Source organism: Bacteroides stercoris ATCC 43183 (assembly GCF_025147325.1).
GTDB classification, from domain to species: Bacteria; Bacteroidota; Bacteroidia; order Bacteroidales; family Bacteroidaceae; genus Bacteroides; species Bacteroides stercoris.
In genome coordinates this window covers 3,848,909-3,871,996 of record NZ_CP102262.1, presented here as the reverse complement: position 1 = coordinate 3,871,996, position 23,088 = coordinate 3,848,909, and the positions used below count along the sequence as shown (strand labels likewise).

At 49.7% G+C, this 23,088-nt stretch carries 16 protein-coding genes; 5 read left to right on the top strand and 11 right to left on the bottom strand.

What is annotated here, in order from left to right; all coding sequences use genetic code 11:
• Positions 1-178: 178 nt before the first annotated feature.
• Genes NQ565_RS16490 through NQ565_RS16480 form a run of 3 tightly spaced genes read right to left on the bottom strand, consistent with a single transcriptional unit; the run spans position 179 to position 1,717 of the window.
• Complete coding sequence (locus NQ565_RS16490; RefSeq protein WP_005657152.1) at positions 179-505, bottom strand: DUF5056 domain-containing protein; 327 nt, start codon at positions 503-505, stop codon at positions 179-181.
• A complete protein-coding gene (locus NQ565_RS16485; protein WP_005657150.1) occupies positions 489-1,037 on the bottom strand; it encodes an RNA polymerase sigma factor in 549 nt (182 codons plus the stop codon). The genes NQ565_RS16490 and NQ565_RS16485 overlap by 17 nt, the downstream gene beginning before the upstream one ends.
• Positions 1,034-1,717 carry a DUF6249 domain-containing protein gene (locus tag NQ565_RS16480; RefSeq protein WP_005657149.1) on the bottom strand — a complete coding sequence of 228 codons (684 nt, stop codon included), beginning with the start codon at positions 1,715-1,717 and terminating at the stop codon, positions 1,034-1,036. The genes NQ565_RS16485 and NQ565_RS16480 overlap by 4 nt, the downstream gene beginning before the upstream one ends.
• Positions 1,718-1,863: 146 nt before the next feature.
• Between NQ565_RS16480 and NQ565_RS16475 the strand changes: the two genes are divergently transcribed.
• Complete coding sequence (locus tag NQ565_RS16475) at positions 1,864-3,342, top strand: methyltransferase RsmF C-terminal domain-like protein (protein ID WP_005657147.1); 1,479 nt, start codon at positions 1,864-1,866, stop codon at positions 3,340-3,342.
• 16 nt (positions 3,343-3,358) lie between these two features.
• On the opposite strand, the gene NQ565_RS16470 is transcribed toward NQ565_RS16475, so the two are convergent.
• The 6 genes from NQ565_RS16470 to NQ565_RS16445 all read right to left on the bottom strand — a co-directional run bounded on the left by NQ565_RS16470 (position 3,359) and on the right by NQ565_RS16445 (position 12,706).
• Positions 3,359-4,588, bottom strand: a complete 1,230-nt coding sequence (locus NQ565_RS16470) for a TolC family protein (RefSeq protein WP_005657145.1) — start codon at positions 4,586-4,588, stop codon at positions 3,359-3,361.
• 57 nt (positions 4,589-4,645) lie between these two features.
• Positions 4,646-7,792, bottom strand: coding sequence for an efflux RND transporter permease subunit (locus tag NQ565_RS16465; protein WP_005657143.1), 3,147 nt, complete (start codon positions 7,790-7,792; stop codon positions 4,646-4,648).
• An 11-nt stretch (positions 7,793-7,803) separates the two neighbouring features.
• Positions 7,804-9,030 carry an efflux RND transporter periplasmic adaptor subunit gene (locus tag NQ565_RS16460; protein ID WP_005657141.1) on the bottom strand — a complete coding sequence of 409 codons (1,227 nt, stop codon included), beginning with the start codon at positions 9,028-9,030 and terminating at the stop codon, positions 7,804-7,806.
• 113 nt (positions 9,031-9,143) lie between these two features.
• Positions 9,144-9,551, bottom strand: a complete 408-nt coding sequence (locus tag NQ565_RS16455) for a DUF6769 family protein (protein ID WP_016661773.1) — start codon at positions 9,549-9,551, stop codon at positions 9,144-9,146.
• A 62-nt stretch (positions 9,552-9,613) separates the two neighbouring features.
• The gene (locus NQ565_RS16450; RefSeq protein WP_005657135.1) at positions 9,614-10,993 is read right to left on the bottom strand and encodes an FAD-dependent oxidoreductase; all 1,380 of its coding nucleotides are present in this window, start codon (positions 10,991-10,993) and stop codon (positions 9,614-9,616) included.
• Positions 10,994-11,071: 78 nt separating this feature from the next.
• Positions 11,072-12,706 (bottom strand): ABC-F family ATP-binding cassette domain-containing protein, encoded by a 1,635-nt coding sequence (locus NQ565_RS16445; protein WP_005657133.1) that lies wholly within the window; start codon positions 12,704-12,706, stop codon positions 11,072-11,074.
• Between the two features lie 86 nt (positions 12,707-12,792).
• Here NQ565_RS16445 and NQ565_RS16440 point away from each other — a divergent pair, with 86 nt between their 5' ends.
• From NQ565_RS16440 to NQ565_RS16430, 3 genes are all read left to right on the top strand, one after another.
• Positions 12,793-13,194, top strand: a complete 402-nt coding sequence (locus NQ565_RS16440) for a response regulator (protein WP_022104055.1) — start codon at positions 12,793-12,795, stop codon at positions 13,192-13,194.
• A 201-nt stretch (positions 13,195-13,395) separates the two neighbouring features.
• Positions 13,396-16,524 carry a SusC/RagA family TonB-linked outer membrane protein gene (locus NQ565_RS16435; RefSeq protein WP_005657129.1) on the top strand — a complete coding sequence of 1,043 codons (3,129 nt, stop codon included), beginning with the start codon at positions 13,396-13,398 and terminating at the stop codon, positions 16,522-16,524.
• A gap of 13 nt (positions 16,525-16,537) precedes the next feature.
• Positions 16,538-18,028, top strand: coding sequence for a RagB/SusD family nutrient uptake outer membrane protein (locus tag NQ565_RS16430; RefSeq protein ID WP_016661771.1), 1,491 nt, complete (start codon positions 16,538-16,540; stop codon positions 18,026-18,028).
• A 171-nt stretch (positions 18,029-18,199) separates the two neighbouring features.
• Here NQ565_RS16430 and NQ565_RS16425 read toward each other — a convergent pair whose 3' ends face one another.
• On the bottom strand, positions 18,200-19,030 hold the full coding sequence (locus tag NQ565_RS16425) for an outer membrane protein assembly factor BamD (protein ID WP_175455993.1): 831 nt from the start codon (positions 19,028-19,030) through the stop codon (positions 18,200-18,202).
• An 82-nt stretch (positions 19,031-19,112) separates the two neighbouring features.
• Here NQ565_RS16425 and NQ565_RS16420 point away from each other — a divergent pair, with 82 nt between their 5' ends.
• Positions 19,113-20,537 carry a CCA tRNA nucleotidyltransferase gene (locus NQ565_RS16420; protein WP_005657121.1) on the top strand — a complete coding sequence of 475 codons (1,425 nt, stop codon included), beginning with the start codon at positions 19,113-19,115 and terminating at the stop codon, positions 20,535-20,537.
• Between the two features lie 253 nt (positions 20,538-20,790).
• On the opposite strand, the gene NQ565_RS16415 is transcribed toward NQ565_RS16420, so the two are convergent.
• The gene (locus tag NQ565_RS16415; protein WP_005657120.1) at positions 20,791-23,034 is read right to left on the bottom strand and encodes an inorganic phosphate transporter; all 2,244 of its coding nucleotides are present in this window, start codon (positions 23,032-23,034) and stop codon (positions 20,791-20,793) included.
• Positions 23,035-23,088 lie beyond the last annotated feature (54 nt).

Sequence of the window (23,088 nt, the reverse complement as noted above, 5' to 3'; positions counted from 1 at the left end):
ATAAGTTTATTTAGTTTTATGAGTTCGCAAATATACAATATATCATTGAGATATGTTCATTTGTTTATAAAAAAATCAACCCTTACCTTTTATTAACAAGGTAGGGGTTGATTGTATTGTTCTGTAAGGAAGTTTATTTATTCTATGAGGAAATTACCGTTTGCGATTTCCAAAGCGTTTAAGCCAATGAACATATTTTGCGATAGAGCAGGAAGAGTAATACTATGCCTGCAACCAATAAAGATTTGGGATCAAGTTCGGTGACTCCGTTTTGAACAGCGGCGGTGAGTGTTTCACGAAGTGTACCCAATACCTGTTGCAATCCGTCGAAAACAAAGAACAGCACTAATGCCAGCATGAAACAGAACGTAACCCATACTTGTGAAATCCGTCGGGTACGGTCGGGCAAATGGCGCATCACACGGCGGGTGAAGCCATTGTCGGGTATTTCCTGCCGGTTTTCGGCAAAGAAATCAATCAGGAGTTTATCATTGTTTTCCGTCATAACCATTTTGTTTTAAGTAGGTAGCCATTTTTTCTTTGGCCCGCGACAGGTGGCTTTTTACTGTTCCTGTCGGGTAGCCGGTAATGTCTGCAATCTTCTCTATACTTTGGTCTTCCATATAAAAAAGAGTGATACAGGTCCGTTCTGTTTCTTTCAGCATATTCAGCGCACGGTAAATGTCCATGTGCCGCCCTATGTCGTTTTGCTGCGTACTGTATTGAGCGTCTACCCGGAGTGTTTCCAGACTGTCGGTCTCCTTACGGGTGCGAAGATAATCATAAAATACATTATAAGCAATACGGTAGAGCCAGGTGGAGAAACTGGACAGGTTTTTGAATGAGGAGAGATTGGTGTATGCTTTAATGAATGTATCTTGCGCCAGGTCATCGCTCAATTCGCTGTCGCCACAAGTCAGGTGCAGAAAAAAACGCCGTACGGACGACTGGTACTTTCCTACTAACCGGTCGAAGGCCCTGGTGTTGCGAAACACCACGACCTGTGCGACTAACGATATATCATTGAGCTGACTCATTTTTCTGCATTCTTTTCCGGAAAGACGGTTCTTGCATTATCGGATTTATCATTGCTTTTAGGGGCTCTGTCTTGCTGCGTATAGTAGATGACGAGCTGTCCGAAGCCTGTGAACATGACAAGCAGGCCTATGCAGCCAAGTCCGAATTCTTCGGTAATGGCCCAGAGGAATATGAACAGCCCGATACCGACGAACACATTCTTGATTCCTTTACTGCGGATATCTGTCGAATCGGCTTCTTTAAACAGATTTTCCGGCAGCGGTTGTCCGCTGGCTAATGCTTGTTCCACCAGGCGGTATTTGGCCTTCCGGTTTTTGTAGCGGAAGAAAAAGATGATGAATACGATGATTAAAGGAAAGCCGAAAACGAACACAATGGCTGTAATCGCAATGACTGCGTCTCTCGTGGCATGTCCGATATTCCAGCCGAAATCGTAAGCACTGCTATGATGCTTGTAATCATCGTCACTTTCTGAGTTACTGTTTGAACTGTTTTCGTAAGTCATGATGCTAAGGGTGTCCGTAACGGCTTTTCCGTCAATCACGGTATCCTTCAATTCTATGACTCTTTGTTTGTTTCCCAGACTGTCATTCTCCGTAACGGTCCGGTTCTTTCCTTGTGCCAATGTGCAAAGCATTAAGGCGGTTGTCAGTGCGAAGATAATGCGTTTCATAATCATGCTGTTTTTTGTTTTTATAGGTTTCTTTGTGTGTTAGACGTACCCATTTGCTTGGAAAGTTGCAAAGAGACGACATTTTTTTTAGAAAAGCTATTATCAACCGCAAAATATTTATACTACCTTTGCGTATTTAAAAAGTAAAACCTATGGAACTACCCGTTTCTTTTGCAGACTATACCCGCACTCTTTTGGGAGATGAGGATTATAAGGAATTAGTGACTTCTCTGGAATCGGAGCAATCCGTCAGCATCCGGTTGAATCCGCTGAAACCTTTTGCTTTCCGCTCCGGAGAACATGCCGTTCCCTGGTGTACTTCCGGTTTTTACCTGGAAGAACGCCCGACATTTACTTTTGATCCCTTGTTCCATGCGGGCTGTTATTATGTACAGGAAGCTTCGTCCATGTTTGTTGAACAGGCTCTGAAGCAGTATATGGGTGAGGAACCGGTAGTGATGCTCGACCTTTGCGCCGCTCCGGGCGGTAAGTCGACGCATATCCGAAGCCTCCTTCCCGACAATAGTCTGCTGATAGCCAATGAGGTTATCCGCAACCGCTCTCAGATACTTGCCGAGAATCTGACCAAGTGGGGGCATCCCGATGTGGTGGTTACCAATAGCGATCCGTCGGACTTTACACCGCTGGAAGATTTCTTCGACGTGATATTGACGGACGTGCCCTGCTCCGGTGAGGGTATGTTCCGCAAAGACCCTGTTGCCATAAGCGAGTGGAACCCGGAGAATGTGGAAATCTGCCGGCAGCGGCAGCGGAGAATTATTGCGGATATCTGGCCTTGTCTGAAACCGGGCGGCATACTGATATATAGCACTTGTACTTATAACACAAAGGAAAACGAAGAAAACATCCGTTGGATAAGGGATGAATTCGGTGCAGAGGTGCTTCCGCTCGATGTTGCGGAAGAGTGGAATATAACGGGTAATTTGTTGCAGGGAGAATCCTTTCCTGTTTATCGTTTCCTGCCTCATAAGACGCAGGGAGAAGGCTTCTTTCTGGCAGTTCTCCGGAAGCCGGGCATGAGCGTCCGAAACTCCGGGGATAAGCAACTCATTTCCCTGGCAATTGCTCCTGAAACTCCAGGGCTCAGAGTAGAAAAGTCCAGGGAAAAAGGACGTAAAGTCCAGGGAAAAGGGAAGCAAACTCCGGGACTTTCCAAGGAGCAGCTTGCGATATTGCAGAAGTGGATTTTTACTGCGGATAAGTATGAGTTTATCCAGAAAGGCGGCAATGTCAGCGCTTTCCCAAAATGTTATCTTCCGGAACTGTCTGCATTGCAGTCGTCCTTACGTATTGTACAGGCTGGATTGGAGATTGCCGGACAGAAAGGCAAGGATTGGATTCCCTGTCATGCCTTGGCTGTGAGCGGGATATTGGTATCGGATGCTTTCCCTTGTGAAGAAATATCGTATGAACAGGCCATTGCCTATTTACGCAAAGAGGCTGTCACCCTTTCGGATGCAGCCCCTCGCGGAGTTGTTTTGCTGACATATAAGCATGTGCCTCTCGGCTTTGTCAAGAATATAGGTAACCGTGCCAATAATCTTTATCCGCAGGAGTGGCGTATCCGTAGCGGCTATTTGCCGGAGACGGTGGTGAAAGTGCATTCTTGACTTGATTCCACCTTCATCACAGTTCGTTCTTATATATCCGCGCCATTGCTTTCTGGTATTGGTTTTCCAGTTGCAGGAGATTTGTTTTGCTTTGGTAAACGACCGAAACTTCGACGAAATACTCTATCATACTGATTTGTCCGCCTACAAGAGCCTGTTTCAGTAAAGTCAGGTCCTGCTGTTCCTGAAAGGTCCGTTTGTATTCCTGCATGGAAGCGTCCAGGTTACGGGCTTCTTCGTAGAGCTGCCATAACTCGGAGCTTGCTTTTACTCTTGCATTATCTTTCTGGAAGTCGATGTTCATGGCTTGGGCTTTGGCTATCTTCACTTTTCCTTTATTTGAGAACAGCGGGAAAGAGAAGCCTACGACAACACCGTTCAGCGGATGTCCCGATTCGGTATTGCGACGATAGCCCAACTCCAGTTTCGGCAGCCACCCTTGCTTGCTTGCTGAGATGAACTTGCGGGCTGCGGCGCTTTCGCTGTCGAATGATTGCAGAGAGGGATCGGCGGCAAGCAGTTCGCTGCATACCCGATGGAAATCGGTTGGCAACGGAACCAGGGGATAGTCCGTCAGTCCGAGGGCTTTGGCGGTAGGTACGGTGGGGCCGTCGGGGAAGGGACGTCCGGGAGTAAGCGGCTGGTTGCTGTTCAGTACCAGCAGTTCCTTGATTTTATTGTTCAGGGCAGTACTGTTCATGCGCGATTCGGTACGTACGTTCAACAGTTCCAGATTGATTTTATTTGTTTCCAGGGCATTGGCATCTCCCGTAGCCAGCCGTTTGGCATACATGGCGGCCAGCTCCTCTGCATTCTTCAGCCGTGCATCGAGCAACTCCTGCTGGTGTTGCAGCATGATGATGTCCAGGCACACTTCTTTGGCTTGCAGCAATATCTGCTGGCGCATGGTTGCCGCCTGTGCATCCAGTGCTCCGGTTTTGAGACGGTTCATCTTTCCTCTTGTTATGTATAAGGTGGGAAAGTCGAAGCTTTGGGAAACCACCATTTCCCCTACGGTTTTGCCGCTGTTTTTAGAGTCCCAGAGATGGGCATATGAGAGGGTGGGATCCGGCAGGTTGTTTTCGGTCCTGCTCTTCAGCTTCTGTGATGAGATAAGTTGTGCATTGGCTTGCAACTCCTTGTTGTTGGCTTCTATCTGGCGAAGCACGGAGTCAATGCCGGTTTCCTGCGCCCTCATCCCCATGCAGGCGAGGATGGTGGCGGTGAATATAAATAGTTGCTTCATATCTTCTGTTATTAAATTATTTATTGATCGTTATAACGGGATGGCTGTCCGGAGCCATTACGGATGCATCTCTTCTTTCTTTCCGTGCATCATCAGGTAAACAATCGGAATGATGAAACCGTTCAGGAAAGTGGAAGTCAGCAATCCGCCCAGAATAACTTTTGCCATGGGACTTTGTATTTCATTGCCGGGCAGGTCGCCGCTGAGTGCCAACGGAATCAATGCAAGCGCACTGGACAGTGCCGTCATCAGGATAGGATTCAAACGGTCCAGCGAACCGCGTATCACGCTGTCGTACACACCGTATCCCTCTTCCTGCTGCAAGTGGTTGTAATGACTGATGAGCAGCATACCGTTTCGGGTGGCGATACCGAAGAGCGAGATAAAGCCGATGATAGCCGGAATACTGACTTCGCCCGTTGTGACGAGCAGGGCGAATACACCGCCAATCAGTGCCAAAGGCAGGTTGATAAGGATAATCGCACTTTCCTTTACGCTACGGAACTCATGGTACAGCAGCAGGAATATCACTACGATAGACATGAATGAAGTCAAAGCCAGCGTGCGGCTTGCAGCCTGTTCGCTTTCAAACTGGCCGCCGTATTCGATGTGATAGCCTTCCGGCAGTTTTATCGAGGCGTCCACACGCTCTTGTATGTCGTTTACCACGCTGCGCAGGTCGCGGTCGGCAACGTTGGCGGAGATTACGATTTTCCGTTTCACGTTCTCGCGGCTGATAGTGTTAGGTCCCATTGCCGAGCGTACTTCCGCTACATAGTTCAACGGTATCTTTTGTCCGTTGCCGGTATCGAGCATCAGGTTACGTATCTTTTCCATCTCATCCCGCAAATCATCCTTTACGCGTACGGTGAGGTCGAAACTTTTTCCTTTTTCATATACCTGGGATACGGTTTCGCCGGCAAGGCATACGTTGACAAACTCCGAAAACTCCGGTAAGGAGATGCCGTATTTGGCAAGCACTTCCCGTTTGGGAGCGATGATAAGCTGCGGACGTTCAATCTGTTGCTCCACGTTCAGGTCGGCAATGCCGGGAATGTCCTGAATGGTATTCTTTATCTCATTGCCCAAAGCGAACATGCGGTTCAAATCGTCGCCGAACAGCTTAATGGCTATATTGGCTTTCGTACCCGACAGCATGGCATCGATACGGTGGCTGATAGGCTGGCCGATTTCCACATTGGCGCCTACAATCGTACCCAGCTTTTCACGTACATCGGCCACCAGCTCGCTGCGCGAACGGTCTTTCAGCTCGAACGGAGCTTCGATTTCCGATACGTTCACGCCTAAGGCATGTTCATCCAGTTCGGCACGTCCCGTCTTGCGGGCTACGGTTTGTATTTCGGGGATGGAAAGCAGTAGTTCTTCGGCACGATGTCCCATCTTGTCGCTCTCTTCCAGTGAAATGCCCGGCAGGGATGATATGTTGATTGTGAACGAACCTTCGTTGAACGGCGGCAGGAACGAGCGTCCCAATGTGAAGAAGCAGGCAAGCGCCACTGCAAACAGACCGATGGTTCCGCCCAATACGCTCTTCTTATGACCCAGCACAAAAGCAAGCGCTGCACCGTACCACTCTTTCATCTTGCGTGCTACGGGCGAATCGCCGGTGGAATGCTTTTCGTCTTTTATCTTTTCTTTGCCCAGCAGGTAGGAGCACAATACAGGTGTCACCGTCAGTGCCACAACCGTAGAAGCTGCCAATGCCACGATGAAGGCAATGCCCAAAGGTACAAGCATACGGCCTTCCATGCCGCTCAGGAAAAACAGAGGAACGAAGCTTACCACGATGATGAGCGTGGAGTTCAGGATAGGCATACGCACTTCTTTGGAAGCGTTGAATACGACTTCCAGTATCGGCAGGCGTTCCGCTTCCGGTTTCATCCGGTTTTCCCGCAAGCGTTTGTACACGTTCTCCACATCGACAATGGCATCGTCCACCAGCGAACCGATGGCGATAGCCATACCGCCGAGGCTCATTGTGTTGATGGTGAATCCCATATAGTGCAACGCCAGCAGCGAAGCTATCAGCGATAAGGGGAGCGTCACCAGCGAGATTACGGTAGTCCGTACGTTGGCAAGGAACAGAAACAGTACGATAACAACGAATATACCGCCTTCAAACAGTGATTTCTGTACGTTGCCGATGGAACTTTCTATAAAGCGGCTTTGCCTGAAAATATCGGTGCTGACTTTTACATCGGGCGGCAGGTTCTTCTGTAAGTCCTTGAGGGATGTTTCCAGTTTGTCGGTCAGTTCAAGCGTGCTTGTGGCGGGTTGCTTGGTTACGGTCAGCAGTACGGCGGGCTTGCCGCGTTCGGAAGCCGTACCCAGCTTCGGCAGTTTGGCTCCGATACGTACATCGGCAATGTCTTCCAGCAAAATGGGGGAAGCGGAATACGGAGCATTGGACGTTGCGGGCTGGACACTGCCGTCCTGCAATTTGACAACAGCCTTTGCCAGTTGCTCCACCCGGTCGGTGGAGATGACACCGCGCACGATGTATTCGTTTCCGTATTCATAAAGCACTCCGCCGTTGGCGTTCAGATTCATTTCACGCGTAACGTTCATCACTTCGGTAAGGGTTACGCCATAATGCCGCATCCGTTCCGGGTCGAGTTGAATCTGATACTCTTTGATGTCGCCGCCAAGTACGGCAACTTGCGCCACGCCGCCGGTAGAAAGAAGGCGCGGACGGATAGTCCAGTCGGCTATGGTGCGCAGGTCGAGCATGGAAGTCGAGTCGGCGGTAAGTCCTACAATCAGCATCTCGCCTAAGATAGACGATTGCGGGCCAAGCGTAGGCTTGCCTACATTGGAGGGAAGGGACTCGCTGACAACCGCCAGTTTCTCGCTTACAATCTGGCGTGCCAGGTAGACATCCGTTTCCCAGTCGAACTCAACCCATACAACGGAAAACCCGTTGGTGGAAGAGGAACGTACCCGTCGTACTCCCGTAGCACCGTTTACAGCCGTTTCAACAGGAAAAGTAACCAACTGTTCCACTTCCTCGGCTGCCATACCGTTGGCTTCGGTCATGATAACCACGGTTGGCGCATTCAGGTCGGGAAACACATCCACTTCCGTGTGCATTGCGGTATACGTACCGCCTATCAGCAGCAGTACCGATGCCACCAGCACCAGTATGCGGTTCTGAAGAGAGAAATGTATTATCTTGTTTAACATGACTGTACTGTTTAGTGTTCGTGGCTATGTGCCGGAATTGCATTGGTAGCGCCTGCAAGTTTCACCTGATAAGCGCCTTGAGTCACCACTTTGTCGCCTGCCTTGACTCCGGAAAGGATTTGTACCCGTTCGCCGTTATCGGCTCCAAGAGTGACCAGTTGTTTCTTGTATCCTTCCTCATCCACTTGCAGGTATACGAAGAAGCTGCCTTGTTCCTCGGTCAGAGCCGTATGGGGGAGCGAAATAACATTCTCCATAGGCGAGGAGAGCAGGAATATCTCGACAAATGAGCCGGGAATGATATCCCCTTTGTTGTCGAATTCAAAAGTGATGGGCACATAATAACCGTTGTCGCCCGATGCCTTTCCGTAAGAGAGCAGGCGGCCGTTCAGGTCTTTCAGAGCATATACCTTATTGTTGTAGGGAGTGCAGAAGTTGGCGGAACCGATGGTGCGGAGATACGGATAGTATTTTTCCGAAACATCGGCGCGCAGGAACAGTCTGCGGTTTTGAGTGATGCTTACGAGCGGCTGTCCCACGGTTACATAATCGCCTTCCTTTACCAACAGGTTTTTCACGTATCCGCTGATGGGAGAGGTTACTGCCTGCCCTTGGGCCGAATGGTTCTTGGCAACGGCTTCATAGCTGATACGGGCATTCTCATACGTCTGTCGGGCTTGAGCAAAGTCTTTCTCCGAAACGATTTTATTGGGGAGAAGTTCTTTCATCCGTTCATACTCTTTTCGGGCTGTTTCGTAAGCGATGCGCGCTCTTTGTACGGGGTCGCCGTCCGCCATATTCTTGGACGACAGCACAACGAGGGGAGTATCTTTGCCGACACTCATGCCCTCTATGACTTTTCCGTGAAAAGAAACGACACCTGCCACGGTAGCTACGGCAACGCTTTCGTCGCCTTGTGCGGCCATAACCTGCCCGCTGGTTTTAATCACCTGATTGAAAACGTCCGGTTCGATGGTGCTTACGGCTACTCCGGCAGCCTGCGCTTTGGCCGGGGGCAATATGATTTCGTCGCTATGTGCGGCAACGGCTTCCTCACCGTGGTGGTGTCCGTCGTCATGGTGGTGTCCGGGACCTTCGTTTTCATGGTCGTGCCCTTCGTGGTCATGTCCCGCATGGGCGTGTTCTTCCGTTTCGTGATTGTGTCCTTCACCGGACTTGCTGTTGCAGGAGCCTAACAGGAATAATCCTATGACTCCCATGAATAGAATTTTCTTCATGATAATTGTTTTTGTCCTTACTTGTTTGGAAATGCAAAATTAGAGAATGGTCGGTGCAACCGGGTTGCATACATTCCTGTGCCGGCAGGATAACCGTTTCCGGCAACTATCGGTCAAGCAAGGACGGAAGGGGGCGCACGAAGCCCTGTGGCACGTGTGATGAACGTGCCGTGAAGAGATTCCAGGTAGACAAACTCTTGCCTGATACCCGTTTCCTCGGGCAGAGCCAGGAGTTTGAGAAGCGGTTCGGTAAATAATGTGTTCACCCACACGAAACACGGATGTAGGTTACTGTTGTCCGAGTTGGGTGTCTGTTGGAAAAAATGGGTGGTCATACATCCGGTGTCGCAGCAGCAATGTTCGCTGCAAGGGCCCTGATGCTGGCAGCACCCGTCGGACGGCAGGTCGTTTTTCATGCAGATTATGCCGTCTTCGTGGTGATGATGGGGAATGACAGGTACTATCAGCATAATCATGCTGATGAAGAACAGAAAGTATGCAATGTACCTTTTCGTTTTCATCCCTCTCTCTTTGATTGGTCGCAAAGATAGAAGTTAATCACTTAACTGCCAAACCCAAGATGCTAAAAAGCCTTGAATAAATCATTTAATCCTTCGCTCATACTGGGATGCGTAAAGATGAAATCCCGCAGAATGCTGTAATGCAAATCATTCTTCATGGCAAGCGATACTAAATTAATGACTTCGGGCGCATCGATACAAAACAGGGTGCAGCCTATTATGCGTCCCGTATGTGCGTTGACAATGGCTTTCATCATACCGTCTATCTGCTGCAAGGTACGGGCACGCGGTATGGCGGCAGCCGGCAACCGGGACACTTGAAGCGAATAACCGCGTTTTACGGCTTCCTCTTCGGTCATGCCGATATGCGCCAACGGCGGATCTGTAAAAATGACATATGGAACCGGAATCCTGTCATCGGTCTTTCGCTTTTTATTGCCGAATAACCGGTTGGTGATAATGCGGAAATCATCCAAGGATAAATAGTCATACAAGGCTCCGCCTCTTACGTCTCCCATAGCCCATATATGCGGGGCGGTGGTCTGAAGATGTTCATTGACGATGACAGCTCCCCGGGTGTCGGTCCGTATGCCGGCTGCGTGCAGGTTGAGGCCGTCGGTCATCGGTCTGCGTCCGGTGGCAAGCAGCAATGCGTCTCCTTCCCAAAAATAGGGGGTATTGTCGGAATTGTCCGTATAGGTCAATGTTATGCCATCGGCAGTGTCGTATACGGACAGGGCATAGGCGTTCAAACGTATCTCGATGCCTTTCCTTTTCAGAGATTCCAGCATGGATTCCGCAATGTCCCGGTCGGCTTTGGGCATAAAGCGGCTGCCCGTTTCCAGTAACGTGACTTTGCTTCCAAACCCCGCATACATGGTGGCAAACTCCATTCCGATAGCGCCGGCGCCGAGAATGAGCAGGCGTCCGGGAAGTTTGCTCTGTTGGAGTAGCGTTTCGCTGGTGAATACATGCTTGCTTGCGTCGATTCCTTTCACGGCGGGCAGGATAGGGGTAGCTCCCGTATTGATAAAAATTTCCTTTCCTTTAAGGAGAATTTCCTTTTTATCGTGCGAGACGACCTTTACCGTATCGTCGGATACAAAAGATGCCGTACCGTCATACAACGTAATATTGGGGTGCTCCTTGATACGCTCGTGATTCTTGTCCCGCAAGAATGATACGAGCTTGTTTTTCCGCCTTATGGCGAGTGCATAATATTTGGCCTGATTGCCGTAGTCGTCCCGGTAGAGCCGTTCGGCCTGTTCCGATTCGTAAATCAGCGCTTTGGTGGGTATACACCCTACATTCACACATGTTCCCCCGTACATCTGCGGAGAACGTTCGATGATTGCCACTTTCCAGTTGCGGTTGGCGAGTTCGGCAGCCAGCAGTTTTCCGCCTTTGCCGAACCCTATGATGATAGCGTCATATTGTTTCATTTCATTCGTAATTAGGAATTTGTGGCAATGAAACAATAGGAACTGTTTGTTTGTTGCGGGAAGTAAGTTAATGAAAGTTTACCGTTCCAGTTCGCGAAGCGAATCCATTTTCTTCTTCTCGAGGAATTCATAGATGCCGCTCAGGTGCTCGGTCACCCGCTTGTTGCCGAACTCGTACACTTTGCTCACCAGTCCGTCCAGGAAGTCACGGTCGTGGCTCACAAGTATCAGTGTACCGTCGAAGTCCATGAGTGCCTGTTTCAGAATATCTTTGGTCTTCATGTCCAGGTGGTTGGTAGGCTCGTCCAGAATTAGCAGGTTTACGGGTTCCAGCAGCAGCTTAATCATGGCAAGGCGTGTGCGCTCGCCACCGGACAGCACTTTCACTTTCTTCATGGACTCTTCCGGTCCGCCGAACATGAAAGCTCCCAGCAGGTCGCGAATCTTGTTGCGGATTTCTCCTTTGGCTACGTCGTCGATGGTTTGGAATACGGTCAGGTTCTCATCCAGCAAGGATGCCTGGTTTTGGGCGAAATAGCCTATTTGTACATTGTGTCCGATGGTAAGCGTTCCTTCGTGTTCTATTTCTCCCATGATACATTTTACCAATGTGGACTTACCTTCGCCGTTCTTGCCTACGAAAGCCACTTTGTCGCCTCTCTCTATAGTGAGGTTGGCATTCTTGAACACGACATGGTCGCCGTATGTCTTTCCTACGTTCTCCATAATCACCGGATAATTGCCGGAGCGCGGCGAGGGCGGGAATTTCAGCCGCAATGCCGAAGTATCTTCTTCGTCCACTTCCAGAAGCACCAGCTTTTCCAGCATCTTGACGCGGCTCTGCACTTGCAGGGTTTTGGAATAGGTTCCCTTGAAGCGCTCGATGAATTCTTTGGTTTCGGCGATGAACTTCTGTTGGTCGTCGTATGCCTTTTGTTGCTGTTCGCGCCGCTCTTTGCGGAGCTCCAGGTATTTGGAGTAGTTTACTTTATAGTCGTAGATTCGTCCCATAGTCACTTCAATGGTACGGGTCGTGATGTTATCCACAAATTTGCGGTCGTGGCTGATGACGATGACGGCTTTCCCATTGTTGATAAGGAACTCTTCCAGCCATTGGATGGACTCGATGTCGAGGTGGTTGGTAGGCTCGTCCAGCAGCAGTACGTCAGGTTTTTGCAGCAGCAGTTTGGCAAGCTCGATGCGCATGCGCCAGCCACCGCTGAAATCGCTTGTCTGGCGGTTGAAGTCCTCTCTGGTGAATCCGAGGCCGAGCAATGCCTTTTCAACGTCCTCTTCGTAATTGGTGGCATCGATGGCATAAAACTTCTCGCTTAGGGCAGACACCTGTTCGATAAGCTCCATGTAACTGTCGCTTTCATAGTCGGTACGGGTCTCCAGTTCCTTGTTCATGCGGTCTATCTCTGCTTCCATCTCGTGCAGGTGGGCAAAGGCCTGTGCCGTTTCCTGAAAGACGGTACGTCCGTCTTCTGTCATCAGATGCTGGGGCAGATAGGCGATGACACAATCTTTCGGTGCGGAGATTTTGCCGTGGGTGGGCTGCCGCACTCCGGCGAGTATTTTAAGTAATGTACTTTTTCCGGCTCCGTTCTTTCCCATGAGGGCGATACGGTCTTTTTCGTTGATTACGAAGGATATGTCACTGAATAAGGTTGTGCCGCCGAATTCTACGGCGAGTCCGTCAATAGAAATCATTATGTCGTTTTTAAAAATAAGGTGCAAAGATAATGCAAATATATTATTTTTTATACCTTTGTCTCGGACAAACAATAATACAGGTTATGGAAATCGATAATCAATCGGTAGATTACCGTCCGCTCATCCTTGTTGCGGAAGACGATGATAGTAACTTTAAGTTGATAAAGGCTATTATAGGGAGAAAGTGTGAGATAATGTGGGCGAAGAACGGTGAGGAGATTGTCTCTTTGTTTCGTGAATACCGTGACAGGGCGGATGCAATACTGATGGATATTAAGATGCCTGTAATGAATGGTTTGGAAGCTACGCAAATTATACGCCGGGAAGGCGGAACATTGCCTGTTATCATGCAAACGGCCTATGCTTTCTCTACCGACCGTGAAAATGCCATAAAGAGCGGTGCTTCGGAAGTATTGGTAAAGCCCATTACATTGAGCACCTTGCGCAACTGCTTGAGCAGTTACCTTCCCCGACTGGAATGGTAGGCTTTCCGCAATGAAAAGATAACTGTATCTTAGGGCTTGTTTATATTTTGATTAAAGAGTTATATAGCTTGCTATACTCCTCATAAAGACAGAAAAACATCCTCACAAAGAATTCTCTAAAGAATGCTGAACAAAAATTAAGCAGGTTCTGAACAAAATTTCTATTCTTTTGTTAATGAAGTCTAACCAAAATTTAACGGAATGAATAGTAAACTGCGCTTTTTGTTAATATCACTGTTTATATTCTTCGTGGCAGCATTACAGGCTTCAGCAGACGGTGATATCCGTGTATCGGGCGTTGTGATGTCGGAAGGAGAACCTTTGCCGGGAGCATCGGTATTGGTGAAAGGTACTCACAACGGAACGGTAACTGACGTTGACGGGAAATATACCCTTACCGTACCGGCGGACGGTACGCTGGTCTTTAGCTTTATCGGACTGAAAACTACAGAACAGAAAGTCAATGGACGCACAGTTGTCAATGCGGAATTGCTTCCGGACAGCGAACAACTGGATGAGGTAATGGTAGTGGCTTATGCCACTGCCAAGAAGTATAGCTTTACGGGAGCGGCTTCCACGGTAAAGGGGAGCGAGATTGCCAAGATGCAGGTGTCCAATGTGTCGCGTGCGCTCGAAGGTACGGTTTCCGGACTTCAGGCAAGTGCTCCCAGCGGCCAGCCGGGTACGGATGCTGAAATACGTATTCGCGGTATCGGCTCTATCAATGCGTCGAGCGCCCCGCTTTATGTGGTGGACGGCGTCCCTTTCGACGGTAGCATCAACTCCATTAATCCGGAAGATATAGCTTCGCTGACGGTACTGAAAGATGCCGCTTCGGCTGCTCTCTACGGTTCGCGGGGAGCCAACGGTGTCATTATCATAACTACCAAGCAGGGACATACCGACTCGAAAACCACGGTCAGCATCAATGCCAGCTTCGGTGGTTCCAACCGGGCTATCCGCGATTACGACCGTGTCGGAACCAATCAGTACTTCGAACTCTATTGGGAAGCTTTGCGCAACCAATATGCTCTGAATTCGGATAAATATACTCCGCAGACCGCAGCTGCCCAAGCCTCGAAAGACCTGGTAGGCAAGCTGATGGGCGGCGGTCCTAATCCCTACGGACCCAACTATCCGCAACCTGTAGGTACGGACGGCAAACTGCTTGCCGGCGCTACTCCGCTTTGGAATGTGGACTGGCAGAAGGAAATGGAACAACAGGCATTGCGTACGGAAGTCGGATTGAATGTTTCCGGTGGCGGAAAGACCAACCAGTACTATTTCTCGGCCGGCTATCTGAACGACAAGGGTATTGCCCTTGAGTCCGGCTACCAACGCTTCAACTTGCGTTCCAACATTTCGAGCGAGATAACCCGTTGGTTGCGCGGCGGTGTGAATATGAGCTATGCCCACTCCATACAGAACTATCCGGTTTCGTCCGATGCCAAGACGAGCAATGTCATTAACGCCGGACGTTTAATGCCCGATTTTTATCCTGTGTATGAGATGAATGCCGACGGTACATACAAACTCGACTCGGAAGGAAAGCGGATTTACGACTTCGGTTCCTACCGGCCGTCGGGCGCTACAGCCAACTGGAACCTGCCTGCAACCTTACCCAATGATAAATCCGAGCGTATGCGGGACGAGTTCTCCGGACGTACTTTCCTTGAGGTCACTTTCCTTGAAGGGTTGAAATTCAAGACCAGCTTCAACTTCGACCTGATAGACTACAATACGCTGGATTATACCAATCCCAAAATTGGTCCTGCCGTCAATACGGGCGGCGGAGCAAGCCGCGAATATACCCGTACCTTCTCCTGGACATGGAATAACATCGTGACCTACGATAAGACTTTCGGCGAGCATCACTTCAATATCCTTGCCGGACAAGAGGCTTACTCTTACCGTTACGATGTGTTGCAGGCGGCACGAAGCAACATGGCTGTGCCCGATATGCCGGAACTGGCTGTCGGTTCGCTTGTAACCGCAGGCACGGGCTATCGCATCGATTATTCACTGTTAGGCTATCTTATCAATGCCCAATATGACTACCGGAGCAAGTATTTCTTCTCCGCTTCCTACCGTCGCGACGGTTCCTCGCGTTTCGCACCGGGTACACGCTGGGGCAATTTCTGGTCGTTGGGAGCTTCGTGGCGCATAGACCGCGAAGCGTTCATGCAGAATACCGCCGACTGGCTTTCCGCCCTGACCTTAAAAGCCAGTTATGGCGCGCAGGGCAATGACAACCTGGGTACGTATTATGCCAGCAGCGGACTGTATTCTATCGTTTCACAGGCAGGTGAGAATGCTTTGGTGTCCGACCGTCTTGCAACGCCCGATTTGAAATGGGAGACTAACCTCAACCTCAATGTAGGTATCGACTTTTCATTGTTCGATAACCGTTTCTCCGGTTCGTTCGATTTCTTCCAGCGCCGTTCCAAAGACCTGCTGTATTCCCGTCCGTTGGCAACTTCCCTGGGTTATACTTCTATGGACGAGAATATAGGTGCTTTAAAGAATACGGGCTTTGAAATAGACCTCAAAGGAACGCTTATACACACCCGTGACTTTATGTGGCGTATGGGAGTCAACCTTACGCACTACAAGAACGTGGTGACCGACCTTCCGCTGAAAGACATGCCCGTTACCGGAGTTACCCGCCTGAAGGAAGGGCGTTCGGTCTATGACTTCTATCTGCGCGAATGGGCAGGGGTAGACTCGGACAACGGCGACCCGCTGTGGTATAAGAACGTGAAGGATGAGCAGGGCAATATCACCGGACGCACCACCACCAATGACTATGCTCAGGCTGATTATTACTATGTGGACAAATCCTCGCTCCCTAAGGTGTATGGCGGGTTCAACACCGCTTTCTCATACAAGGGCTTTGAGTTGTCCGCCATCTTTGCCTACAGCATAGGCGGTTATATCGTAGACCGTGACATTACGATGCTGTGGAGCAACGGAAGCAATCCGGGACGTGCCTGGTCTACCGAGATACTGAAACGCTGGACGCCGGAAAACCGCTACACGGACGTGCCGGCCTTGAAAACAGTGTCCAATAACTGGAACTCCAACTCCACCCGCAATCTGTTCAACAATTCGTATCTGCGGATGAAGAACATCACGCTGTCCTACAACTTCCCGCAGCCGTTGATAAAGAAAATCAGCCTGAACAGCCTGCAACTTTTTGTACAGGCGGACAACCTGCTGACTTTCTCCAAGAATCAGGGACTGGACCCGGAGCAGGGCATCACAGGACTGACCTATTACCGTTATCCTGCCATGCGTTCCATTTCGGGCGGGCTTAATGTTTCATTCTAAATCACTGTTAACAATGAATACTTTCCTTAAAAATACAGCAATCCTCGCAGTGGGATTATTATCCGTCTTGTCCTCGTGCAGCGGAGACTTTCTCGACAACAAACCTACGGACGCCGTAGATTCGGGGATCGTCCCCGTACCTTCCAATGCCGGACGTATCTTCAACGGTGCATGGTATAACTTGTTTGAGTACAGCAGTACGTATGCCAATATCGGCTATCGTGCCCTGATGTTGCAGGACGACATGATGGCGGACGATGTGGTGTCGCGTCCAATGTATGGTTTCAACTCATCCTACCAGTTTAACGATGTGGGGATGCCGGCCAACAACCGCACCGCATTTGCCTGGTATCTGATGTACAAGACTATTGACAATTGCAATACCGCCATTTCCATTACCGCGACCGGTGATGATAATACGGCCGATTTCCGCCATTCCCAGGGGCAAGCCTACGCTTTGCGGGCTTTCTGTTATCTGCATCTGGCTCAGCACTACCAGTTTACTTACCTGAAAGACCCTTCCGCACCGGCTGTTCCTCTTTATACGGAACCTACCGCCTCTACGACAGAGCCCAAAGGGAAGGCTACCCTGGAAGAGATATATACGCAGATATTCAAAGACCTGAATAAGGCTAAGGAGCTTCTTGAAGGGTATGTCCGTCCGGACGATAAATCCAAGTTCAAGCCGGATGTAAGCGTTGTCAACGGATTGCTGGCACGTGCCTGTTTGCTTACCGGACAATGGAATGAAGCCGCCGGGGCTGCACTTGAGGCGGCTGAAGGATATACTTTGATGACGGATGCCAAAACGTATATGGGCTTTAACGACATATCCAATACCGAATGGATGTGGGGGCATCCCCAATCTGTGAGTCAGTCCGACGCCAGTTATAATTTCTATTATATTGATGTGGTGACCCCTGATGCGTATAACAGTTTTATGGCCGACCCGCATTTTAAGGACATTTTCGAAGCGGGGGATATCCGTCTGGAGCTGTTCCAGTGGATGCGCGAAGGCTATTTGGGTTATCGCAAGTTCCGCATCCGTGCCGACCAGACCGGTGATATCGTCGTGATGCGTTCCGCCGAGATGTATCTGATAGCTGCGGAAGCACTGGCTCGTGAAGGACGGTTGGAGGAAGCCGTGAAGCCGTTGAACACATTGCGTAATGCCCGCGGACTTGCCGATTATGATCTGGCAGGCAAGACGCAGGAACGGCTTGTCGATGATATTCTGCTGGAACGCCGCCGCGAATTGTGGGGTGAGGGATTCGGCATTACCGATATTCTCCGTACGCAACGTTCGGTAGAACGCATGCCGTTGACGAAGGAGGAAGCGGAGAAAACGTACGATTGCTGGCAGCAGGGAGATACTTATAGGGAATATAACCCCGAAGGTCATTGGTTTACTTCCTTTCCCGACGGAACGAAGTTTGTGCCGAACAGTGTGTATTATTTGTATGCCATTCCGGAAAAGGAGACGAATGCGAATCCTAATCTATAGGAGAAGGGTGTTGGGTAGTGATTGATGTTTTTTTAGGCACGGATTACGCAGAATTACGCGGATTGCACGGATTTATTTTATTCTTTTTCCGTGTAATCCGCGTAATTCTGCGTAATCCGTGCCTAAAAATAGTACCCTGAATAGTGCGTAACCGGCATATCTTCAGATTTGTTACTCCGTCTTCTTACTTTCTCTTTCCTGCATTTTGCGTTTTACGAACTCAATCTTCAGGTTGGCCTCTTCCATATTCTTCTTGATTTCCGTGATGGAAGACAGCAGTTGCGCCAGTTCATAGACAGCTGCCACCGCCTTGCGGTCGTTCGGTGTCATGACAGTGGCATAGGAACGTTCGCCAAGATAGTGTACGCGGATATTCTTGTCTTTGTTCAGATTGAGGAAAGCGATTACATTACCGTCTTCGCCCAGCTTATAGTCCGCTTTCTCTATCTTCTCGCCCAAATCGGTCGTTTCATAGCTGTCTTTGGAAGCCGGGGTTTCGGCAAAACTGCCGTCGGGTACGGTGACTTTCACTGCGAGGTGATGGATGTTATGCGGGCCGCAATAGATGGAAGTCATGCTCATCACTCCGGTTTCATCTACCTGAAAACGCAGGTAAGAGCGGTGCAGGTTCTTTTCTATTACTTGTGAGGGATGCAGGTAATTGCCGATTTTTTGATATTCGGCATCTTTCTCGAAAGTATAATTCTTCTTGATGGCATCCACCTCTTTTTGTTTTTCCTGGAGCATACTGTCGAGGTAGACCAGCGTTTTCTCCTGTTCTTTCAGTTCCACCTGCTGCATTAGTCCGATACCCTCGCGGCGTGTTTCAAAGGCCTTCGGATAGAGTATCTTGATGCTGTCAATCTGAATCTTCGCTTCGCTGTAATCTCCGCGTTCAAACGCTTCGCGGGCTGCCTGGAGTTTCTCTCCTGCTTTTTTCTCTACATTGCTGCAAGAGAAGAGCGTGCAGCAGAGGCACGCAAGGAATGCTGCTTTCTTCATAATTTTCATTCTTGATGTTAGTGGGGGCAAAAATAAAAAATAATATCCGTATCTTTGCACCCTCAAAATGATTTATTGACAAATGATTGAATTGACGACAGAAGAACTGAAGCAGCGTTTCAGTGACAGCATATTTAAGCGGATTTCCGAAACAGCGGATGAATTGGGACTGGAGTGCTACGTAGTCGGCGGCTACGTGCGCGACATATTCCTGCAGCGTCCTTCCAAAGACATCGATGTGGTAGTAGTGGGCAGCGGCATTGCAATGGCCGAGGCGCTTGCCAGGCGTTTGGGGCGCGGCGCGCATCTTTCTGTTTTCAAGAATTTCGGGACGGCGCAGTTGAAGTATCACGGCACGGAAGTGGAGTTTGTGGGTGCACGTAAAGAGTCCTACACGCACGATTCGCGCAAACCGATTGTTGAGGACGGCTCGCTGGAAGACGACCAGAACCGCCGGGATTTTACTATCAATGCCTTGGCGGTCTGCCTGAACAGTCAGCGTTACGGCGAGTTGGTAGACCCCTTCGGCGGCATGGCGGACATGAAGGAGAAGACCATCCGCACGCCGCTCGACCCGGACATAACCTTCAGCGACGACCCTCTGCGCATGATGCGTTGTATCCGCTTTGCCACCCAACTGAATTTCTATATCGACGATGATACGTTCGAGTCCTTATGCCGCAACAAAGAGCGCATCTCCATCATATCCAAAGAGCGCATTGCAGACGAGCTGAACAAGATTCTGCTCTCTCCCGTCCCGTCCAAAGGATTTATAGACTTGGACCGTTCGGGCCTGTTGCAGCTCATCTTCCCGGAACTGGTTGCCTTGCAAGGCGTTGAAACCCGTAATGGCAGAGCGCATAAGGACAACTTCTACCATACACTCGAAGTGCTCGATAATATCAGCAAAAAGACCGATAACCTCTGGCTGCGCTGGGCAGCCCTTCTGCACGATATAGCCAAACCGGCGACCAAACGCTGGGAACCTCGTGCCGGATGGACATTCCACAACCATAACTTCATCGGCGAGAAGATGATACCCGATATCTTCCGGAGAATGAAGCTTCCCATGAATGAGAAGATGAAATACGTGCAGAAGCTGGTAGGGCTACACATGCGTCCCATAGTGATAGCGGATGATGTGGTGACCGACTCGGCCGTACGTCGCCTGCTGTTTGAGGCTGGCGATGATATAGACGACCTCATGACCTTGTGTGAGGCCGATATCACTTCCAAGAATATGGAGCGCAAGCAGCGCTTTCTGAACAACTTCCAACTGGTGCGTCAGAAACTGAAGGACTTGGAAGAGCGCGACCGTATCCGTAACTTCCAGCCTCCTGTCAGCGGTGAGGAGATTATGAAAACATTCAATCTCCCCCCCTGCCAGCAAGTGGGTGCATTGAAGAGTGCTATCAAGGATGCCATATTGGACGGCGTCATTCCCAATGAGTATGAAGCTGCCCGCGCGTTTATGCTGCAACGGGCGGAAAAAATGGGGCTGAAATAGGCTCCGGCACTCTATGGAAAAAAACAGGGAGTGTGTCAAAATTCAACTTTGAGGAGATAAATTTTTAACTTGAAATTTGCACATTCTGAAAGAATTGAGGAAAGGGTTGTATCAAACTCCACTTTGAGAGTTATGATACGACCCTTTTAAAGGTTATAATTACAATCTGTAACTTTTCAGAGGCTCATTTTAGTTTTGACAACCTCTTAGCAAAATGTATATTGCTTAACTTTCGGTTGATAAAGGAATGTCCTTACTCTTCCGCCTGGAATTTTCGGCTCACCTTCATCAGGTTGATGGAGTAGGTCACAATATTCTGTGCTTCCTGTATCATCGTCAGATACACCATGCTTACCTTAATGCTGCCGGACTGGCTTTGAATGCGCTGTAACTCTTCGCGTTTCAGGTGGGCGAGCTGGCCGTTCAGGTCGTTGGCTTTGTGTATATCTTCTTCGAAGTTATTGTAGTTGTTGTTCTCCAGCTTGTGGCGGCACACCTGCAACAGGTAAACGATGTCTTCCGTTACATCGGCAAACTCGCCTTTCTGGATGGTGTCGAGCGGTTTGAAGTTATTGTCGATATGCTCCAGACACGGTTCGCAAAGACGTCCCACACTATATACCAGTTCGCTGGCAAAGTCATTGCCCTGATAGTAGTAAAGTCCTTTTTCGAGCACCGTATTATTGTCCAGGCGGCACATGGCAAGCGTACCGGTACGTTTCATCTGTTTAATCAGTTGTTTCTCGAACTTCACGGAACCCATTGCCCGGCGCAGTCCGCGCAGGTTTTCGTGAAGGAAAGCGGTAACGGTGCGTTCGAAGTTATCTTCCGTAAATTCCAGTATTTTGCCCAATTCCTCACGGGTGTGCTTGCGCAGCAATTCCAGAATCTCCATGTTGTCTGTGCTCTGCATCAGTTGCTTGATGGTAGCGTTTCCTTTTTCCTTCTCTTTGCGCTTCTTGTACATTACCTGGCTGCGTATCAGCATGAATACTGCCAGACCGATAAGGGCGATGATAGCAATTGTACCGCCGAAATGAATTACGAAGGTAACGAAGAAACAAATGGTAAACGCCGCTCCGGCAGTGATGAACCAGCCACCGATAACGCTCAGTACGCCGGTGATACGGAACACGGCGGAGTCGCGTCCCCAGGCGCGGTCGGCAAGGGAAGTACCCATAGCCACCATGAAAGTAACGTAAGTGGTGGAGAGCGGGAGTTTCAATGAAGTACCCAGGGCAATGAGCAGGCCGGCAAGTACCAGATTGATGGAGGCACGTACCAAGTCGAACGCCGCACCGTCGGCAATGATGGCTTCGTCCTTTTGAAAACGGGTCTCAATCCAGCGTTTGCCGCTTTCGGGCATCACTTTGGAAAGTCCGTTGGCTATCGTCATACTGAAACGTACCAGTGTACGTGCTATGGGAGTGCTGCCGAAGCTCTCTTCACCTTCGTCCTGGCGGGAGAGGTCGACGGAAGTCTTGATTACATTGTGTGCTTTCTTGGATGTGCACAGCGCATATACCATGATGGCGCCCGCACCGATAAGGAAGTACCACGGTGTTTTGGCAGGGCCGAGCAGTGAGGTCATCAGGAAGCCGTCGGGACCTGCAGCAGTGCCGTTGGTCGTATAGTCGATGAAAGAGGAGTAACCGGCAAGGGGCACACCTATGAAGTTCACCAAGTCGTTGCCGGCAAAGGCGAGGGCGAGGGCGAAGGTACCCAGAAGCACCACTATCTTGAATACGTTTACCTTGCACCAGTGCAGCACCTGCATCAATATGGTGAAGAACACGAAGAAGCAGCCGATGAGCATAGCAGTGTTCTCCTGTATCCAGTACTTGTTTTCGGGAGTCATGAAAGAACTGTCCTTCAAACCTTTTATCAGCATGAAGTAGATGATGGAAGTAGCTGCGATACCGCCGAAGATACCGATGCTGTACTTCATCTTTTTGGTATAGTTGAAGGTGAAGACGATACGTGCCAGCCATTGCACCAGCATACCGAAGAAGAAGGCGATGGCTACGGATACGAATATCGCCATGATAACGGACAATGCCTTGTCTGTGTTGATAAGATCGCCCAACCCGAGCGTATCGCTACCGTACACTTTGATGAGGGCGAGGGCAAAGGTTCCGCCCAGCAGCTCAAAGACCATGGATACGGTGGTGGACGTCGGCATTCCCATGGTGTTGAATACATCCAGCAGTACCACGTCTGTCAGCATCACTGCCAACAGGATGCACATGATTTCCGCAAAATAAAAATGCTCCGGCTGGTAGATACCGTGACGGGCAATGTCCATCATGCCGTTGGAGAGGGCAGCGCCGATGAATACGCCGATACCTGCTATAAACAGTATCGTCTTGAAAGATGCTGCTTTGGCTCCGACAGCAGATTGTAGAAAGTTAACCGCATCATTACTGACACCCACGACGAGGTCGAAGACCGCGAGGACGAACAGGAAGATGACAATGCATAAGTAGATAGTTTCCATAACATGTATTTTATTTCCGGTTGCAAAGGAACGTGTTTCGTGTTGCAGGGAAAT